At 40.2% G+C, this 18,146-nt stretch carries 12 protein-coding genes and 1 pseudogene; 10 read left to right on the top strand and 3 right to left on the bottom strand.

The genetic code is table 11. The annotated features are described in order from the left end of the window. The first annotated feature begins 170 nt into the window (after positions 1-170). The 8 genes and pseudogenes from ACZ5B7_RS10890 (at position 171) to ACZ5B7_RS10925 (ending at position 9,317) form a co-directional block, all read left to right on the top strand. A complete protein-coding gene (locus ACZ5B7_RS10890; protein WP_464493726.1) occupies positions 171-974 on the top strand; it encodes an enoyl-CoA hydratase/isomerase family protein in 804 nt (267 codons plus the stop codon). A 302-nt stretch (positions 975-1,276) separates the two neighbouring features. Continuing rightward, positions 1,277-1,846: pseudogene (locus ACZ5B7_RS10895) on the top strand (DNA replication protein DnaD); the annotation flags it as partial. 492 nt (positions 1,847-2,338) lie between these two features. Next, positions 2,339-3,667, top strand: a complete 1,329-nt coding sequence (locus ACZ5B7_RS10900; protein ID WP_464493727.1) for a nucleobase:cation symporter-2 family protein — start codon at positions 2,339-2,341, stop codon at positions 3,665-3,667. Positions 3,668-3,727: 60 nt separating this feature from the next. Further along, positions 3,728-4,339, top strand: a complete 612-nt coding sequence (locus ACZ5B7_RS10905; protein ID WP_464493728.1) for a nucleotidyltransferase family protein — start codon at positions 3,728-3,730, stop codon at positions 4,337-4,339. 100 nt (positions 4,340-4,439) lie between these two features. After that, positions 4,440-6,578, top strand: coding sequence for a xanthine dehydrogenase family protein molybdopterin-binding subunit (locus tag ACZ5B7_RS10910; protein ID WP_464493729.1), 2,139 nt, complete (start codon positions 4,440-4,442; stop codon positions 6,576-6,578). A 20-nt stretch (positions 6,579-6,598) separates the two neighbouring features. Then, positions 6,599-7,075: a (2Fe-2S)-binding protein gene (locus ACZ5B7_RS10915; RefSeq protein ID WP_378581238.1), complete on the top strand. Its 477-nt coding sequence runs from the start codon at positions 6,599-6,601 to the stop codon at positions 7,073-7,075. Then, on the top strand, positions 7,060-7,929 hold the full coding sequence (locus ACZ5B7_RS10920; protein ID WP_464493730.1) for an FAD binding domain-containing protein: 870 nt from the start codon (positions 7,060-7,062) through the stop codon (positions 7,927-7,929). The genes ACZ5B7_RS10915 and ACZ5B7_RS10920 overlap by 16 nt, the downstream gene beginning before the upstream one ends. A gap of 593 nt (positions 7,930-8,522) precedes the next feature. Beyond that, on the top strand, positions 8,523-9,317 hold the full coding sequence (locus ACZ5B7_RS10925; RefSeq protein ID WP_464493731.1) for an XdhC family protein: 795 nt from the start codon (positions 8,523-8,525) through the stop codon (positions 9,315-9,317). A gap of 397 nt (positions 9,318-9,714) precedes the next feature. Here the strand turns inward: ACZ5B7_RS10925 and katG are convergent, their stop codons facing one another. The 3 genes from katG to ACZ5B7_RS10940 form a co-directional block, all read right to left on the bottom strand. Next, positions 9,715-11,931: a catalase/peroxidase HPI gene (gene katG / locus ACZ5B7_RS10930; RefSeq protein ID WP_464493732.1), complete on the bottom strand. Its 2,217-nt coding sequence runs from the start codon at positions 11,929-11,931 to the stop codon at positions 9,715-9,717. A gap of 580 nt (positions 11,932-12,511) precedes the next feature. Beyond that, entirely contained in the window at positions 12,512-13,180 is a 669-nt protein-coding gene (locus ACZ5B7_RS10935; protein ID WP_464493733.1) for a TerC family protein, read from the bottom strand. Positions 13,181-13,786: 606 nt separating this feature from the next. Next, positions 13,787-14,713 (bottom strand): LysR family transcriptional regulator, encoded by a 927-nt coding sequence (locus tag ACZ5B7_RS10940; protein WP_464493734.1) that lies wholly within the window; start codon positions 14,711-14,713, stop codon positions 13,787-13,789. 136 nt (positions 14,714-14,849) lie between these two features. Between ACZ5B7_RS10940 and ACZ5B7_RS10945 the strand changes: the two genes are divergently transcribed. Both ACZ5B7_RS10945 and ACZ5B7_RS10950 read left to right on the top strand, forming a co-directional pair. Continuing rightward, positions 14,850-16,367, top strand: a complete 1,518-nt coding sequence (locus ACZ5B7_RS10945; RefSeq protein WP_464493735.1) for a long-chain-fatty-acid--CoA ligase — start codon at positions 14,850-14,852, stop codon at positions 16,365-16,367. 106 nt (positions 16,368-16,473) lie between these two features. Next, positions 16,474-17,748 carry an IS110 family RNA-guided transposase gene (locus tag ACZ5B7_RS10950; RefSeq protein WP_464490083.1) on the top strand — a complete coding sequence of 425 codons (1,275 nt, stop codon included), beginning with the start codon at positions 16,474-16,476 and terminating at the stop codon, positions 17,746-17,748. Positions 17,749-18,146: the final 398 nt, after the last annotated feature.

Here is an 18,146-nt window from a genome sequence, read left to right on the forward strand (position 1 = left end):
TTTCTGATATCCTTATTCAAAAAATGGGATTGATTTAAGGATTGATGGTGGTTTTAACTCTATGTAATTATGTGCCCGATGTATCACAATGTTACACATGCCAAAAATTGTTTCAAAAGTAAAGGAGTATATGAATATGTAATACTATTAGAATAAGGGGTGTTCAGGCAATGATAAATGATACAGCACGTTTTGAGACGATTACATGGGAGAAGAAGGGAGAAATAGGCCTATTGACCTTTAACAGGCCCGAAAGATACAATGCGATTTCGTATCAGCTCATGGATGAAGTGGCAACTGTGTTGGACAGTTTAAAGTACGACACGGACTGTAGAGTTTTGGTGCTTACGGGTGCGGGTAAGGCATTTTGTTCAGGGACCGATTTAAAAGAACAGCGGCAATTTGAAGGAAACATAAAAGAAAGAGCACCTCAGCTTTTTGATTCACAAAAAAGGTTGTCCGATTTAATTGTTAGGTTTAGACAAATTCCGCAACCGGTTATAGCTGCGGTAAACGGGGTGGCAGCAGGCGGTGGGATGTGCTTTGCTTTAGCTTCCGATGTGAGAATAGCCGGTCCAAATACCAGGTTTATCGCCTCCTTTGTGAACGTAGGACTTTCCGGGGGTGAGTTGGGTGCCAGCTATTTTTTGCCGCGTTTGGTCGGAATGTCCCGGGCCTCAGAATTGCTGCTAACAGGGCGCGAAGTTTTAGCTGAAGAAGCACTGCAAATCGGTTTAGTATCTCGGCTAACTGGAGAGGGTGAGGTCCTTCCGGTTGCCTTTGAAATGGCTAATTTAATGTTGGAAAAATCAGCTCTTGGCTTGAAAATGACAAAAGAAATATTAAACACAACTCTTGAACACGACCTAGAGGCCAGTCTTCAAGTCGAGAACAGATCGCAAGTGTTGTGTGTCTTAAGCGGAACATTCGAAGATGCCATCAAACGCTTTGAGAACCGAAAAAACAAAAAGTAAACAGAATATTGTAAAGCCATGCATATGTAAAATCGAAAACTATCAATCTAAATTTTAATAAAAAAGAGGGTATTAGCTAGTTTAGGGCTGTCGACAATGTTGACAGCTATTTTTTTTACAATAAATCTTTTTTGTTTTCGGCAGCAAATCTGCTTCAGCAAATTTACAGCATCTTTTACGTATCTCGAAATTATTTTTCAAAAAATATCCACACATTTTGAAAAAACACCATGACCGCATTCTTCATTAAACACTAAATATTAAGTAAAGGATATTTTTTGTAGGAAGGACAGTGTTTGATGATGGCAAAGTATCGAATGGTTCGAACAGACTTTTGGTTCAATCCGATTGTTTTGGAAGAGATGACCCCGGAGGACAGGTATTTTTATCTCTATCTCCTTACCAATCCACAAACAACACAAATTGGAATCTATAAAATTACGAAAAAACGAATGGCTTTTGATTTGGGCTATTCGATTGAGACGGTTCATTCCTTAATGGAACGATTCATCGAGCATCATAAATTGATTCGTTACAATTCTGAAACGAGGGAGCTGGCGATTAAATACTGGGGGAAAGATAACCTGCATAAGGCTGGCAAGCCAGTCATGGACTGTATTTTTTCCCAATTAAAGGATGTCGAGGATTCCACGCTTATTTATTATGTTTTGGAATCCATACAAAGAGAGGAAATCCGCAGCCTCTATGAATCTTTTTGTAAACAAGACGAGATGCCTTTTGGCAATGAAGTTAGCGATCTGGAAGAAAATGATACATATATCGATGAGGAATACGAATCGATAGACGATACGTTCACGCATTGTTTTACGATACGTGGACAAAAAGAAAAAGAAAAAGAAAAAGAAAAAGAAAATAAAAAACAAAAACAAAAAGCTTTGGATCTCACTCCACATACAGCCAATAATCAAAAAACAGATGATGTCAAAGAAATTATTGAGTTTTGGGACGCTAATATTTGGTTATACGAACGTGAGTGCAAACAAGCAATTGTTGTCGTTGTTGGATGATTCTTAAATTTGGTTAAATGCTCATTATTAATCTTAACGTTGTAGACAGGTATATCTATTATTATCAGAAATATAATTTAAAGAGAATTTACACTATATAAGACTTGTTAAATAAAAAATACGTTCAAATTGAATTCCCACTGGCAAGTAAAGAAAAAGATATCAATGATTGAGAGAGAATTGATTTGATGTAAAGCCTCCTCCGTCGACTAAGAGGGGAGATTTTACACGGCAAATTTTTGCCGTTAGTTAAACAAAATTTAGCGTTTTTAGAAAGGGGGGATGCCCAGAAGTTGTTACACTGCTCAAAAAGTCTTTACCAAGGGAGGCATATTAATGGAAAAGTTAACTCCATGGAAAATAGGGACTTTAGGTCTTCAGCATGTTTTGGCCATGTATGCTGGGGCCGTTATCGTTCCACTTATTGTTGGACCTGCGGTAGGCATGACACCGGAGCAATTGTCTTTCCTTATTTCCATCGATTTGTTCACCTGCGGAATTGCCTCATTACTTCAAGTAGTAGGAGGAAGGTATTTTGGAATTAAGCTTCCAGTTATATTAGGGTGTACTTTTACGGCAGTTGGACCGATGATTGCCATTGGAAAACTTCAGGGCATAACCGCTATTTATGGTGCCATCATCGTCTCCGGGATCATTGTCATGATACTTGCTCAATTCATGAGTAAAGTAATGAGGTATTTTCCTCCTGTCGTAACAGGATCTGTTGTAACAATCATTGGAATATCACTTATTCCTGTGGCGATGAACAACGTTGCAGGAGGAGTAGGGGCACCGGATTTTGGGAACGTAAGAAATTTATTACTGGCGGCATTGACACTAGTCCTCATTATCGTTATTAACCGCTACCTTTCAGGCTACATGAGAGCTGTTTCTGTTCTAATTTCCATGATCTTAGGCACCCTGGTTGCGATGGGGATGGGCATGGTGAATTTATCATCAGTTGGCCAGGCTTCCTGGTTTCACATGGTGCAGCCGTTTTACTTCGGGATTCCCACTTTCCATATAACCGCTATCTTAACGATGATTCTCGTCGCCATCGTAAGCATAATTGAGTCAACAGGTGTATTTTTGGCATTGGGGGATGTTTGCGAGAAGAAACTGGAATCGTCTGACATCAAAAAAGGATTGCGGGCAGAAGGTTTGGCTAGTTTTATAGGAGGAATCTTTAACGCTTTTCCATATACGACATTTTCCCAAAATGTGGGGTTGGTTGCCCTTACGAGAATAAAAACACGCAATGTCGTCATTGCCGCCGGTGTGATTCTGATGATATTAGGATTGGTGCCAAAAGTGGCAGCGCTTACAATGATCATCCCAAATCCTGTTCTTGGGGGAGCAATGATTGCGATGTTTGGTATGGTTATTTCTTCTGGTATCAAAATGCTTTCCCGTGTCGATTTCCAAAGAAATGAAAATCTGCTGATTATAGCGATTTCGGTAGGAATTGGTCTGGGAGCCGCAGTGATTCCTGATGCATTTGCTAAATTGCCCGAGGGTTTGCGTTTGCTTTTCCAAAACGGGATAGTAATAGGAAGTATTACCGCTATTGTGCTCAACCTATTTTTAAATAAAAGGGAAGAGCAAAAAAATAATGATATATTAGAAGATCTCAAATCGGATCATTCGGCAGACGCAAGTATTTGAATAAATAAATCCGAAGGATCACTGTTCATTTTTGTGATCCTTTAAGTTTTATTCTCGGAGGTGACCAATATAGAAGCTATCATCCTAGCAGCTGGATATTCCAGCCGGGCGAATGCCTATAAAATGACTCTGCCACTAGGGAATATGACCGTATTGGAGCAAACGATTTCTAAATTTGAAGGATTAATCAGCAAAGTAATCATTGTAGCTGGGTTTCAAGCTGAAATCATCCAAGCGGAAATAGCAAAAATCAGCAGTAAAAATGCCTATTCATTCGAGATGAAGTTTGTTTATAATGAAAACTTTAACCAAGGAATGTTTAGTTCCATCCAAAAGGGCTGCTCTGAAGTAAATGCCCAAACCATCTTACTAACTCCGGGAGATTGTCCGCTTGTTAAAAAAGAGACCGTTCAGCTAATCGCAAAACACAAAGGGGATGTAGTTATTCCCAGCTTTAATTATAAAGGTGGTCACCCTATTAAATTATCAAGTGATGTGAAACGGAAAATTCTTGAAACCGATCCAAAAAGCAATTTACGGATGGTCCTCGCCAATTACGATAAGAATTATCTGAATGTAAATGATCCGGGTGTTTTAATGGATGTCGATACGCCGGAGGATTACCAAGCAGCCATGGATTATTTTAAAACTAAAATGGCTTATACAACGTAATGGGGGCAAAAATGAATCATAAAATATCATTCTTATTTATAAAATTGTAGGAAGAGGTTTCTATTAATAAATAATGAGTCGAAGGGTGTTGTTGTATGTAATGAGTCTCAAAGACATAAGCACCGCAGTGCCCAAAAAGGACCATAGTGGTAAAGTGTCGGGCCAGTTGGCTTATATTAGTGACGTGAAAGTGGAAAATATGGTTTATGGCGTTTTGGTTCGTTCGCCCATTGCTTTTGGAAAAATCAAATCCATTCAATTGCCAAACTTTCCTGAAGGGTATGAAGCGGTTGGGGCAGAGCAGATCCCTGGCCCGAATGTTGTGAAAATCATCCAAGAAGATCAGCCCATTTTTGCCAATGAGTGGGTCAATTATATTGGGGAACCTATTCTTATGCTCGTTGGAAAAGAGCTGGATATCCTATACCGTTTGCTAAATGAAGTGAAGATTGAATTTGAAGAACATCAGGCAATTTACACATTGGATGATGCCATCCAACAAAAATCAGCACCCGGGGTTACAATGGCAAGCTATGAATTTGGAGAAAGCTTAGAGGCGATTAGAACGATCGAGCAGGGAGCCCACAAAATCATTGAAGAAGAATATTCAACGGGTTATCAGGAGCATGTCTACCTAGAGCCGCAAGGAATGCTCGGCATCTATAAGGAAGATGAAATTGTCGTCCAAGGCTCGATGCAATGCCTTTATTATATAAAAAATGCGTTAATAAGCGCTTTAGCCTGCGGTGATGATGAAGTCAGAGTTGTTCAAAGCCCCACTGGCGGAGGTTTTGGCGGCAAAGAAGAATTTCCTTCAATGATGGCGTGTCATGTCGCGGTTGCGGCAAATGCCGTCAAGAAATCGGTGATGCTCGTGTTCGACCGCTCTGAAGATATGGTGGTAACCACGAAAAGGCATCCGGCCAAATTTAAATATCGAACGGCTATTGATGAAGAAGGAAATATTTTGAGTATGTGTGTGGATGTCTTTCTTGATGGAGGAGCAAATGCTGGATTAAGCTCAGTCGTGCTGCAGCGTGCCTTATTAAACAGCGCAGGCGTTTATAAAATTCCACATTTTCATGCAAAAGGATACGTCTTAAAGACCCATACCGTTCCAAATGGGGCCTTCAGAGGGTTTGGAGCTCCGCAAAGTTTTGCCGGAATCGAAAGTCATATGGGCCATCTTAGTAATCTAGCAAACATCGAACCACTTGAATATAAACGAAAATACCTCGTCAAACAAGGAGACCCCACCATTACCAAAGGCCAATTCCGCGACCCAATCTTAATGGAAGACATGATTGAGGATTTGCTAAATGCGTCAGATTTTAAAAAGAAAAAAGGGGAGTTCCAGCGTTTCAATCAACAAAATCTGCGCTATAAAAAAGGCATCGGAACTTCGCTGTTCCTCCACGGCTGTGGATTTACAGGCAGCGGCGAAAGAGATCACATTAAAGCAACAGTCAAGCTGGTTAAATCAAAGGATGACAACGTTATACTAAAGATCTCCAATTCTGATATGGGACAAGGAATTTATACAACGCTGAGTAAAATTGTCGCCCAAGCACTCGATCTCCCGTTTGACAGAGTCTTGTACCCTGACCCCGATACAAAAGAGGTGCCAGACTCCGGCCCAACCGTAGCCTCCCGGACGACCATGATTGTCGGGAAATTGCTTGAACGCGCCGCCAAAAAACTGAAGGCGCAGTGGCAAACCGGGGTGGAACAGGAAGTAGTGGAGAACTATGTTCACCGTGAAATGATTCCGTGGGATGAGAAGACCTTTACGGGGGATGCCTACCCGGCTTATTCCTGGGGCGTGAATATCGTCGAAGTAGAAGTGGATACGTTAACAGGGAATGTAAAGTTGGAAAAAGTATACGGCAGTTATGAAGTGGGTAAAGCCATTGATAACCGGATTTTGAAAGGCCAAATTGACGGCGGCTTGGCCCAAGGATTGGCGTACGGCTATTTAGAAAAGATGACGTCAAAGCAAGGCAAAATCCAGCAAAAAAGCATTTCAGATTACGGCCCGCCGACTTCCATGGACGTGGTTTCCATTGAAAGCAAGGTCTTTGATAATCCTTACGCGGATGGTCCATACGGGGCGAAGGGTGCAGGAGAATTGACGTTAATCGGCGGCGCTCCAGCGGTTCAAGCGGCGATTGAGGATGCACTTCAAACGTCTTTTCAGCAAATTCCCATTACACCGGAAGTCATAATCGAAAGTCTATGAATGAGAGCAGGTGAACATGGTTGATAAAATTTACGCTTAATGGAAGATTGGTAGAAACGGATGCCCCTCCCACAGCAAGATTACTAGATTTTATAAGAGATGAGTTTGCGTTAATCGGAACAAAGGAAGGCTGCGGTGAAGGAGAATGCGGAGCCTGCAGCGTGTTTGTTAATAATCTTCTGCAAAACAGCTGCCTGATTCCAATTGGTTCGATTGATGGAGCTGATATTGTAACGATAGAAGGGATCATGGAATCGGAACAATTTAAGATTTTGGATGAGAGCTATTCCAGTGCCGGAGGCGTGCAATGCGGTTACTGCATTCCTGGGATGGTCATGGCCAGTGCCGCATTATTATCCAAAAACCCTCATCCTTCAGAGGCTGAAATTAGGGAAGGGATTTCCGGAAATCTGTGCCGGTGCACCGGCTACAATATGATTGTGGATGCGATCAACCTAGCAGCGAAAAAAGGGGACGGCTTATGGCAGAAAAAATAACCGCATATCGCTTCGATCGTTTAGACCAAACGTTGAGCCAATTGAATAAAGAAACCTGTACTATCATTGCCGGAGGCACCGATGTTATGGTCCTTCACAAAAGTAGAAGGGGAGTCCCCCCGAAAATTCCAAACCCAGTTGTTTTTATTGACCAACTATCCGAACTAAAACGTGTGTATCAAAATCAAAAGGACCTCCATATCGGTGCCTGCTGTACTTATAGTGAATTACTTGAGGAACCGTTAATCCCGCTTCCCTTAAAGAACGCAATAAAAACGATTGCAGCACCGGCGATTCGAAACAGAGGGACATTGGGAGGAAATATTTGCAACGCTTCTCCGGCTGGTGACACACTGCCACTGTTATATGTGTACAATGCCAAGCTTTTGCTGCGGTCCGTTAATGGTAATCGGGTCGTTGCGATTAGCGATTTTATACAAGGGGTGCGAAGGGTTGGGCGTCAACACAATGAAATTTTGGCTGAAATTATCTTGCCGTCCGTATTAGAAGAAGGTTCACATGTTGTGTTTGAGAAGGTGGGCAACCGCAACGCAGATGCCATTGCTAAAGTAGGGTTTGCAGGACTTATCCGGGTCAATGATTCTCGAGTCGAGGATGTCCGCTTTGCATTCGGGGCAGTCGGCCCTACGATGGTCCGTTCCATTAATATTGAGAAGAAACTGATTGGAAAAACCATACCATTAGCAGATACAGACATCGATGAGGTTGTGGCAGCCTTCGATAAGATTATTCGGCCAATCGATGATCAGCGCTCGACAGCTATCTATAGAAAAAAAGTAGCTTTAAATCTATTACGTTATTTTCTTAGTTTGAAGCAATATCAACCGAATTAATTTTTTTAATAGAGTATTCGGAAGTAGGTAAGGGCCGTATGCGACTTGAACCATGATTTTTTAAAGAGTTCGGTCGCATAGAAAGGCCCTATGCGCCCGAACCAGTGATCTAAAGAGGCATTCGGTCGCATACAAAGGCTCTATGCGCCCGAACCAGTGATCTAAAGAGGCATTCGGTCGCATAGAAAGGCTCTATGCGCCCGAACCAGTGATTTAAAAAAGCATTCGGTCACATAGAAAGGCTCTATACGCCCGAACCACTGATTTAAAGAAGCATTCGATCGCATAGAAAGGCTCTATACGCCCGAACCAGTGATTTAAAGAAGCATTCGGTCGCATAGAAAGGGTCTATGCGCCCGAACCATTGATTTTAAGAAAAGTTCAGTCGCATAGAAAGGTCATATGAGCCCAAGCCCGTGATTATATGAAGAGTTCAGTCGCATAGAAAAGTCGTATGCGCCCGAGGCAAAGAATTTTTCCATTCCATTCGTAGTTTATAAAGGCAAATAGGAATTCTTTTTCGGTTATACATTAATTAGGAAAAAACAATAATCTTTTAGAAAATTGCCTTTCTATAAAGGGGGGAGCTACTCATGTTATTAATGGAAAAAGTGGCCATGCTGAACCGTCAAAACGAAACCTTTGCACTTGCTATGATAATTGAATCAAAGGGCTCGACTCCCAGGCATGTTGGAAAAATGATTGTATACCGTAATGGTTCGATTGAAGGTACTGTCGGAGGGGGATTGGCCGAACACTATATCATCGAAGAAAGCGTCAAGGCGCTTGAAAAAGGGCAATCGAAAATCGTTGAATACAAATTGAACAGACATGCAAAAGATGGAATTCAAATGAGCTGCGGCGGCACGTTGCGGGTGTTTATTGAAGTGTATAAAAGCAGGCCGGAACTCGTTTTGGCTGGCGCCGGTCATCTTGCGCATGCGCTAGCAACGCTTGCTGACTTCCTTGAAATTCCTTACAGCGTAGTCGATGACCGTGTTGGTTATGCGACAAAGGAACGCTTTCCCAATGCCACCGACATTTTTGTGAATGAGGATATTGGAGAAGCTTTGCGCGCTGCCAACCCAAATGAAAAGTCTTTTGTGGTAATAGTAACAAAAGATGGTGATGATATCGTATTAAATACGGCACTAAAATATCCGATTGCCTATGTTGGCATGGTCGCCAGCAAGCGTAAAACTATTACCATACTCCAAAAACTAAAAAACGAAGGGGTAAGCGAAGAACTTTTGGAGCAGGTTCATTCTCCAATCGGATTGGATATTAGCTCAGAAACAACACAAGAAATTGCCATCAGTATTATCGGGGAAATCATTAAAGTGAGTAAGGAAACGAAGCCTATTAAAGTGAAACAATTAAATAGATAAAGTGATGTATAGGGATTTTATGTGGGGTGGGTTCGATTCCAGCGCAGTATCGCAAACAAGTATTTTTTTAACAAAAGGCTCTGTAATTATTCATTGTTGATTTTCGTGTAGGTATGAGAATTAATAGGCGGAGAATTTTCGGCTAATGTATATAGAGGAAGCTTAAGAAGCAGATATAAGCGGAGAAATTTCGATTAACTTCTCTAAATAAGACAAAATTTAAGGATTTGGATCATATAAACGGAAAATCTTCCTTTATTTTAAAGGAAATATGGGTATTTCCCAATTTAAACGGAATTTTTCCGTTTATTTTTCAAACACAGTGAAATCAACATTCTGTAATAACATCCTAAAGAAACCGCCGTCAGTGTGACGGCGGTTTCTTTACTTTATAAACTTACTTCGCTGCTAATTGACCTTTCTTAAGCTCAGCAGACTGAAGATCGAAGCGGTCAGCATTCATCACCTTGACCCATGCAGCGACAAAGTCATTCACAAACTTTGCCTTGTTATCATCTTGAGCATAAACTTCAGCAATAGCACGTAGAACGGAGTTTGAACCAAACACTAGGTCCACTCTAGTTGCAGTACGGATTACTTCACCTGTTTTGCGATCACGTCCTTCATAGACGTTTGCTCCTACAGGCTTCCACTGCACTCCCATGTCAAGCAAGTTAACAAAGAAGTCATTCGTGAGTTGTCCTACACGCTCAGTGAATACACCGTGCTGTGTACCGCCGTAGTTTGTACCTAGAACACGCAAGCCGCCAATTAGGGCAGTCATTTCTGGAGCAGTTAGGTTTAGTAGTTGTGCCTTGTCTACTAGAAGCTCTTCTGGACTTACAGTAAAATGTCCCTTCTGATAGTTACGGAAACCATCAGAAATCGGCTCTAGTACCGCAAAGCTTTCTACATCCGTCTGCTCTTGTGTGGCATCGCCGCGTCCCGGAGCAAAAGGAACCGTTACATCAAAGCCTGCATCTTGTGCAGCTTTTTCGATTGCGGCACTACCGCCTAATACAATCAAATCGGCCAAGCTGACTGGCTTATCTAACTCTTTTTGAATGCCTTCAAGTACTTGTAGCACTTGTGCTAGTTGTTCCGGCTGATTCACTTCCCAATCCTTCTGTGGAGCAAGACGGATGCGTGCACCATTAGCACCGCCGCGATGGTCTGAGCCACGGTAGGTACTAGCAGAAGCCCAAGCAGTTGTTACCAGCTTGCTGATTGTAAGTCCTGAGTCTAAAATCTTTGCTTTAATTTCAGCTACATCAGCATCTGTTAAATCATAATTGCCGGCAGGTATAGGATCTTGCCAGATAAGTTCTTCTTCTGGAACTTCCGGACCTAGATATCTTGAAGCAGGGCCCATGTCACGGTGTGTTAGTTTGAACCATGCACGAGCAAATACATCTGCAAACTCATCTGGATTTTCATAGAAACGACGAGAAATCTTCTCATATACTGGATCATGACGCAATGCCATATCAGCGGTGGTCATCATCGTAGGCACTTTAATGGATGGATCTTCTACATCCGGTGCAAGATGCTCTTCAGCAGGATCTACAATAAGCCACTGCCATGCACCTGCGGGACTCTTTGTAAGCCACCATTCATATCCAAACAATAGCTCAAAGTAACCATTATCCCACTGTGTTGGGTTAGCAGTCCATGCACCCTCAAGACCGCTTGTGATGGTGTCACGGCCTTTGCCTTTGCCGTATGTACTTAGCCAGCCTAAACCTTGTGCTTCCAAAGGTGCCGCTTCTGGCTCCGGACCAACATGAGCAGCATCACCTGCGCCGTGTGTTTTACCGAAAGTATGTCCGCCAGCAATTAGTGCTACTGTTTCTTCGTCGTTCATTCCCATCCGTGCAAACGTTTCACGAATGTCGTGAGCCGATGCAAGCGGATCTGGTTTGCCGTTTGGACCTTCTGGGTTAACATAGATAAGTCCCATTTGAACAGCAGCAAGTGGATTCTCAAGATCACGTTCGCCTGTGTAACGATTATCACCTAGCCATTCCTTTTCATTTCCCCAATAGATGTCTTCTTCTGGATGCCAAATGTCTGCGCGGCCGCCTCCAAAACCAAATGTCTTCCCGCCCATTGATTCAATCGCTACATTACCTGCCAAAATCATCAAGTCGCCCCAAGAGATCTTGTTCCCATACTTCTGCTTAATAGGCCATAGCAGGCGACGTGCTTTATCAAGGTTACCGTTATCAGGCCAGCTGTTCAGTGGAGCAAAACGCTGGTTGCCAGTTCCGCCGCCGCCACGGCCGTCACCAGTACGATAAGAACCTGCGGAGTGCCAAGCCATACGGATAAAGAATGGACCATAATGTCCATAGTCAGCAGGCCACCAATCTTGGCTGTCTGTCATTAGAGTCTGAAGATCCTGCTTAAGTGCAGCGTAGTCCAATTTATTAAATTCTTCTACATAATCAAAGTCTTCACCCATTGGGTTGGATTTTCTGTCATGCTGATGGAGAATATTCAAGTTTAACGCATTTGGCCACCAGTCTCGAGTTGACGTACCACTTGATTTGACACTTGTAGCACCGCCGTGAAAAGGGCATCCCTGGCCAGTTCCATTGTTTTTAGCATCCATGTTATTAATCTCTCCTTTTGTATAAGTTTAGAAGTATTATAATTATATATCTAGTTTTAAACTAGAATTATAATAATTATTATGTAATCATTATAATAAATCAAGAAACAAATTGAAAGCAAATAATGAATAAAATTTAAAGAAAATTTCGAATTAATTTGAATGATATAAGTCTAGCAAATAAGGAAAAATATATTACGGCAACCAGAAACTTCTCGTAATTATGAAAAGGTGTACTAAATAATGAAGTTTCATAGGTAATGTAAGTACAGTCTAAGTTTGATTTGTGAAATTCATGATAAAGAGGAAAAATTAAATATTTGAGAAATACTAAAATCATGATCCAGGGCACCCGGACTATTATATTAGCTGTTCAAAAAAAGTAGAGGAGAATGAAAATAATAATTGTAAATGAGAATGTAAAAGAGCTCTTAGAAGAATTATGGCAGTGATAATGGCATTGAATAAAAGGGTTTTAAGAAATTATATATTTTCCTATATTACCATTATAATGAAATGGAATGATATTAGGCAAGTCAAAGCATTGAAAAAGCACCGAATTGAACGGTGCTTTTCATTATTATATGGTGGCTTTTGCTTCTTTTGCCAAGTTGTTCTTTAAAAACACTGCTACTACCAAAATAATCGCCATCGCAATTGGAACAACTAAATGAAGTGAATCCGGAATTAAGATGTGGAACTTTTCTAATCCTTTATCTTCAACCATCATTTTACCGGCAGCATAGGTTAATAATCCTGCACCCGCATAAACGATGATTGGATATCTCTCCATTAAGCTCGTTAATAATTTGCTGCCAAAAATAATGATTGGGATCGAGATGGCAATTCCAACAGCAATCGGCAGAATTCCTTCTGCAACGCTTGATAACGCGATCACATTATCAATAGACATGGCGAAATCGGCAATCGCAATCGTTTTGATTGCACCCCAAACTTTATCTGATGGTTTGATATTCGGGTCATCTTCTTCTTTATGTGCGATTAAATTGTAACTGATCCGTAACAAGATTAAACCGCCCACTAGTTGCACGAACGGTAAATCTAGAAACTGAATTAACACTGTTGCTGCTACAATCCTTAACACAATAGCCATTAATGTCCCGCCGAAAATAGCTCGATTTCTCAAATGAGGTGGCACTTTGCTGGCAGCTAATGCGATAACAACTGCATTATCACCCGATAACAAAATATCGATTCCTATTAAACTTAAAATTTGTAGAACCGTCATGTCTTTTGATTCCCCCGTGTTTATGTATATTATTTTGAACTACTACTATGATATTTATATATCATATCCTTTTTGATTTTAATAGAAAACTTTATGAACTAAATATGGGTAATATTTACCAAATCTATTTTTGGACTAAATATAGGGACAAACGATTAAGCAAAAAATAACCCGGCAATAGCTGGGTTATTCTTGATTAGATGATGTTAAACTTTCAAAAAATTAAATGTACAACCTGGTTATAATTACTTATTTCTTTCCTTTTATTATAAGATTAAGGATTACGGCAGGATATGGAACATTAACCAATTGATTCCTTCTTACTAAATTTTGTTAATTTTCTAATTTTCCCCAATCGATATTTTCAGATTTATTAAGTGTGTTCCAAATGTTGCTCGCTTTCGATTTGCATTGAGCTTATGTTCATTATCTTGTTCGAATAAGGGCATTATAACACCCCCAATATAACTACTATAATGATGTTTTATGGGGATATATAATGTAATCAAAGTCAAATATTCATATGGGAATGGTTTCTACCCCGTTTGCCCCTCATACTGCAGAGATTACCACGGAAGATTCTTCCATAGCCGTGCGAGTTTTACATTAATCATTTCTTGGTGAATGCGTCAGCATTCGGGAGTGGAACTTAAAAATTTCTAAAAATTTTTTTGTGTTCATCGAAAAATGATTATTCGCTGAGCGTACCCAGCCTACACCTATTTTTTCCTGTTCGTAATTGATGATTTCAATCGGAACTATTTCGCCGCTTAATACATAAGGATCATTTTTGTTAGAAAAGTCTGGACCAAAGCTAATTCCTAATCCCTCTAAAATCGCTTTTTTTATGACTTCTGTATTATCAGTGGTAAATAATATGTTCATTGGCCCAAATTTACTAATTAAATTACTAGCAAATCGTTTTACATAATCTCCATTATATAAAATAACGTTTTGAGTCATTAATTGTTCAGGTGTTATATATTTTTGTGACGATAAAGGAGAGGATTTGCTGGCGTATACCTTCATCTTTCCCTCAAGTATTACATCAAAGAGTAAATCTTCTCTATTTTTTATGAGGTCTTCACATATCGTGATTAGGCCAATGTCAATCTGATTATTTTCGACAAGCTCAATAATATGCTGAGTGCCTTTTTCTGAGATTTCTATATTTACATTTGGGAAAGCATTTTTAAAGGAAGATAAAGGTTCTAACAGGAAAAGCATAAAGCCAGGGATTGATGATATCTTTAAATTCCCCGAAATTACCGTGTTAAAGGATTGGGCTTCTTCTTTAAAATCTTGAAGTCTGACTAATACCTCATAAGCCTTTTTAATTAAAGCTTTCCCTTCATTAGTTGGAACGGCGCCAAGTCGTCTGTGGCGTTTAAAAAGTTTAACACCCAACTCATCTTCTAATCTAGTAATAGATTGACTGATTCCTGATTGTGAAACATGAAGGATTTCTGCTGCTATAGAAATAGATCCAGTTTCCGCAACCTTTACAATGTATTCCAATTGTTCGATATGCATAGTTTTCTCCTTTGAATATAGAAGTACAACTTCTATATACTTCATTAACAGTTGATTTATTTCAGTGTAAATTATATATATAATAAATTCAAGAAAATCTTAATTTTCTAAAAAATAAAAGGAGGGAAGGATAAGGATGGCTTTGAATTTGAATGAGAATTTAAAGAACAGTGCAGCAAGATTTCCAAATCGAACCGCGTATACATTTCTGAATCAAAGTAAAACTTATGCCGAACTTGATAAATTGGTAGATTGTGCTGCATTAGCCCTAACTGCCGCAGGAGTCGCAAAGGGTGATAAAGTCGCTTTATTGTTTGGTAATTGTCCTGAGTTTGTAATTGCTTACTATGGGATTCTTCGGGTAGGTGCAGTGGTTGTTCCAATTAATCCTGCTTACACTTCGGCAGAGATTTCCTATATATTATCGAATAGTCAAGCAGTAGGTGTTATTGCTCATTCATGGTTAGAAGTGACAATAGACCCGTTGAGAGAAAAACTAGGAAAGTTGAAAATGACCATCTATACAGATTCAATTGAAAACGATTGGCCTTGGGGGTGTCTCATTCAAGAACCAGAAGATGTATTTGATTGGCCTTCCATCGACGAGAATGATTTAGCGGTCATCCTTTATACTTCCGGTACAACGGGTAAGCCAAAAGGCGCCATGCTATCCCATCGAAATCTGGCATCAAATGCTGCTTCGATGTCCCAGCTTACAGAGTTCACGGAAGAAGATCGTATCATTGCAGTTCTTCCAATGTTCCATGTGTTTAGTATCGCGACTTGCATCAACATTCCGATTGCATGTGGTGCAACCATTGTCATTGTTCCGAAATTTAGTCCAACCGAAGTGATTAACGTGATTAGAAGAGAGAATGCGACGATTTTTGCCGGAGTTCCAACCATGTTTAGCTTTTTGTTGCAGGTGCCAGGGGCAACGGCAGAAGACTTTTCATCGATACGAGCTTGTTTTTCAGGTGGTGCTTCGATTCCAGTTGAATTATTACATAGATTCGAAGAGAAGTATAAGGTTCACGTTTTAGAGGGGTATGGTCTTTCTGAAACGGCTCCCGTTACAGCCTTCAATCCGTTGCGGGGAACTCGTAAACCAGGCTCTGTAGGTGTAGATATACCAGAAGTGAAGAATAAAGTGGTGTATCCGAATGGAATGGAAGTTCCAAGAGGAGAAATCGGCGAATTAATTGTAAAAGGTCCCAATGTGATGATGGGGTATTTAGGAATGCCGGGAGCTACATCTTCTGCTTTGAAAGACGGATGGTTTTATACGGGTGATTTAGCCCGAATGGATGAAGACGGATACATTTATATAGTTGACCGTAAAAAAGATATGATTCTCGTTGGCGGGTACAATGTCTATCCGAGAGAAGTGGAAGAAGTGTTGTACCAACATCCGGCCATTGTCGAAACAGCCGTAATCGGAATTCCGGATAAAGAATACGGGGAAATCGTGAAGGCATTTGTTGTCTCTATCGATGAACGTATCACGATGGAAGATATCATGCATTTCTGCCAAGACAAGCTAGCAAAGTACAAACTGCCAAAACAAGTGGAGTTTATGAAGGATTTACCTAAGAACAGCACAGGTAAGATTTTGAGAAGAGCTTTGCGTGTTGAGAAAGTGGAAGTTAATTAGCATTCCTGTAGATCGTTATTTTTCGACTTTGAAAAAAATAGAGCTCCTCAGTAAGATATGAGTATAGAGACCAATCTAACTCAAACCTTAAGGAGGAACCCCTATAATGAAGTTTAAAATGCAAAACAAACAAAATCAACTAATAGAAAGAATTTCAGTTAAACATCTAGTTGTTGGAGTTGATATTGCGCAACAATTTCACGTAGCTAGAGCTGTAAATTTCCGTGGAATTATAGTCGGAGATCCAATTACATTTAAAAATACCGAAGAAGGATTTGCTAGTTTTCTAAAATGGATTAAAAATCTTCAAAGATTAAACAACCTGGATGAAGCTATTGTTGGGATGGAGCCAACTGGACACTACTGGATCAATCTTTCAAAATGGCTTTCTAATCAAGATATTGAAGTAGTAACTGTAAACCCACATTTAGTAAAAAAGAATAAAGAAAATCGTGATAATACTCAATCAAAAAGTGATAAAAAAGATGCCTTAGTTATCGCTGATATGGTAAAGAACGGTTATTATTCTGAAGTTAGGTACACATCGGAAACATTCGAAAAACTTAGGATCCTGATGTCTAACCGTGATGTAGTAGTTAAACGCCTTGTTAGTTCTATTAATCAATTAAACCGTTGGGTAGATATTGTCTTTCCTGAATTCCGACAGGTATTTAAGGATATTACGGCTAAAGGGGCAATCACAACCCTTCGTTTATTCCCGTCCCCTATGGACTTAGAGAATATGCAGCCTCACGAGGTTATTACAGGTTGGAAATCTGTGATGAAGAGGCACCCTGGATTAAAGAAAGCCCTATTACTCCTCCAGTTGGCTAAGAAATCTGTAGGTACTAGACAGGCACTTGATGCCTATAAATTTCATTTAGAGCAGCTATTAGAGGAATATGACTTAGCCGTAAAACAACTCGAAAGAGTGGAACAACAAGTTACCGCTGCACTAAATAAAATACCTTTCGCTAAGATGTTACTTGCCATAAAGGGGATAAGTGAAATTTCTTTAGCTGGGATATTGGGTGAAGCGGGGGACTTAAGTCGTTTTACTCACGGTAATTCCCTTCTTCGCCATGCTGGATTGCATTTAGTCGAAGCAAGTTCAGGGAAATGGAAAGGTCAAATTGTCATTTCCAAGCGAGGACGCTCCAGACTAAGGCGATTCCTTTACTTAGCTACAATTAGTCTTGTAGTGAATAACCCAGAATTTCGGGCATTACATTCTCAAAATGTCAAAGTAAAAAAAATGAAGAAAATAAAATCAATTATGAAGTTAATTGGCAAGTTGGCCAGGATCTTTGTAAGTATATCTAGACGAAACGAATCATATTGTCCTGATAAAATCAAACCATTATCACCGTTGGCAGCTTAATGAAATTTCAGAAATAAAGATTATTTATCGCCCTGAAATAAATAATATTGGACACTCATATTAATCGAATGTTGGCATATTCGCAGGATTTCAAATATGTACGGAGTACCAGATTCTATTTTCGTAAGGGCACAGACCCATTTAATTAGCAAAACTGGCCTCCACCCCTTGGATAGGCATGACGAAGGAATGATAGGGCAGACGACCCGTTGAGACATGGGAGGGAAAGCCTCCAGGGGAGGCGTGGAGATGTACATTATATGGTAAAATATGGGGAACTAATTCGCTCCTCTATTTGACTATGCCTTCACGAAGCCATAATGATTTAAACTTATTTCATTTTATCGTTAACGCTAAATCAAGGGTTATGAAATCCTGCGAATAAGCGAGTATTCGAG

The organism is Neobacillus sp. S1115, from assembly GCF_055385565.1.

What these genes read in the sequence shown, in the direction of transcription:
- ACZ5B7_RS10890 (WP_464493726.1), top strand. Translation starts at nt 171, where the DNA reads ATGATAAATGATACAGCACGTTTTGAGACGATTACATGGGAGAAGAAG.
- ACZ5B7_RS10900 (WP_464493727.1), top strand. Translation starts at nt 2,339, where the DNA reads ATGGAAAAGTTAACTCCATGGAAAATAGGGACTTTAGGTCTTCAGCAT.
- ACZ5B7_RS10910 (WP_464493729.1), top strand. Translation starts at nt 4,440, where the DNA reads ATGAGTCTCAAAGACATAAGCACCGCAGTGCCCAAAAAGGACCATAGT.
- ACZ5B7_RS10920 (WP_464493730.1), top strand. Translation starts at nt 7,060, where the DNA reads ATGGCAGAAAAAATAACCGCATATCGCTTCGATCGTTTAGACCAAACG.
- ACZ5B7_RS10925 (WP_464493731.1), top strand. Translation starts at nt 8,523, where the DNA reads ATGTTATTAATGGAAAAAGTGGCCATGCTGAACCGTCAAAACGAAACC.
- katG (WP_464493732.1), bottom strand. Translation starts at nt 11,931, where the DNA reads ATGGATGCTAAAAACAATGGAACTGGCCAGGGATGCCCTTTTCACGGC.
- ACZ5B7_RS10935 (WP_464493733.1), bottom strand. Translation starts at nt 13,180, where the DNA reads ATGACGGTTCTACAAATTTTAAGTTTAATAGGAATCGATATTTTGTTA.
- ACZ5B7_RS10940 (WP_464493734.1), bottom strand. Translation starts at nt 14,713, where the DNA reads ATGCATATCGAACAATTGGAATACATTGTAAAGGTTGCGGAAACTGGA.
- ACZ5B7_RS10945 (WP_464493735.1), top strand. Translation starts at nt 14,850, where the DNA reads ATGGCTTTGAATTTGAATGAGAATTTAAAGAACAGTGCAGCAAGATTT.
- ACZ5B7_RS10950 (WP_464490083.1), top strand. Translation starts at nt 16,474, where the DNA reads ATGAAGTTTAAAATGCAAAACAAACAAAATCAACTAATAGAAAGAATT.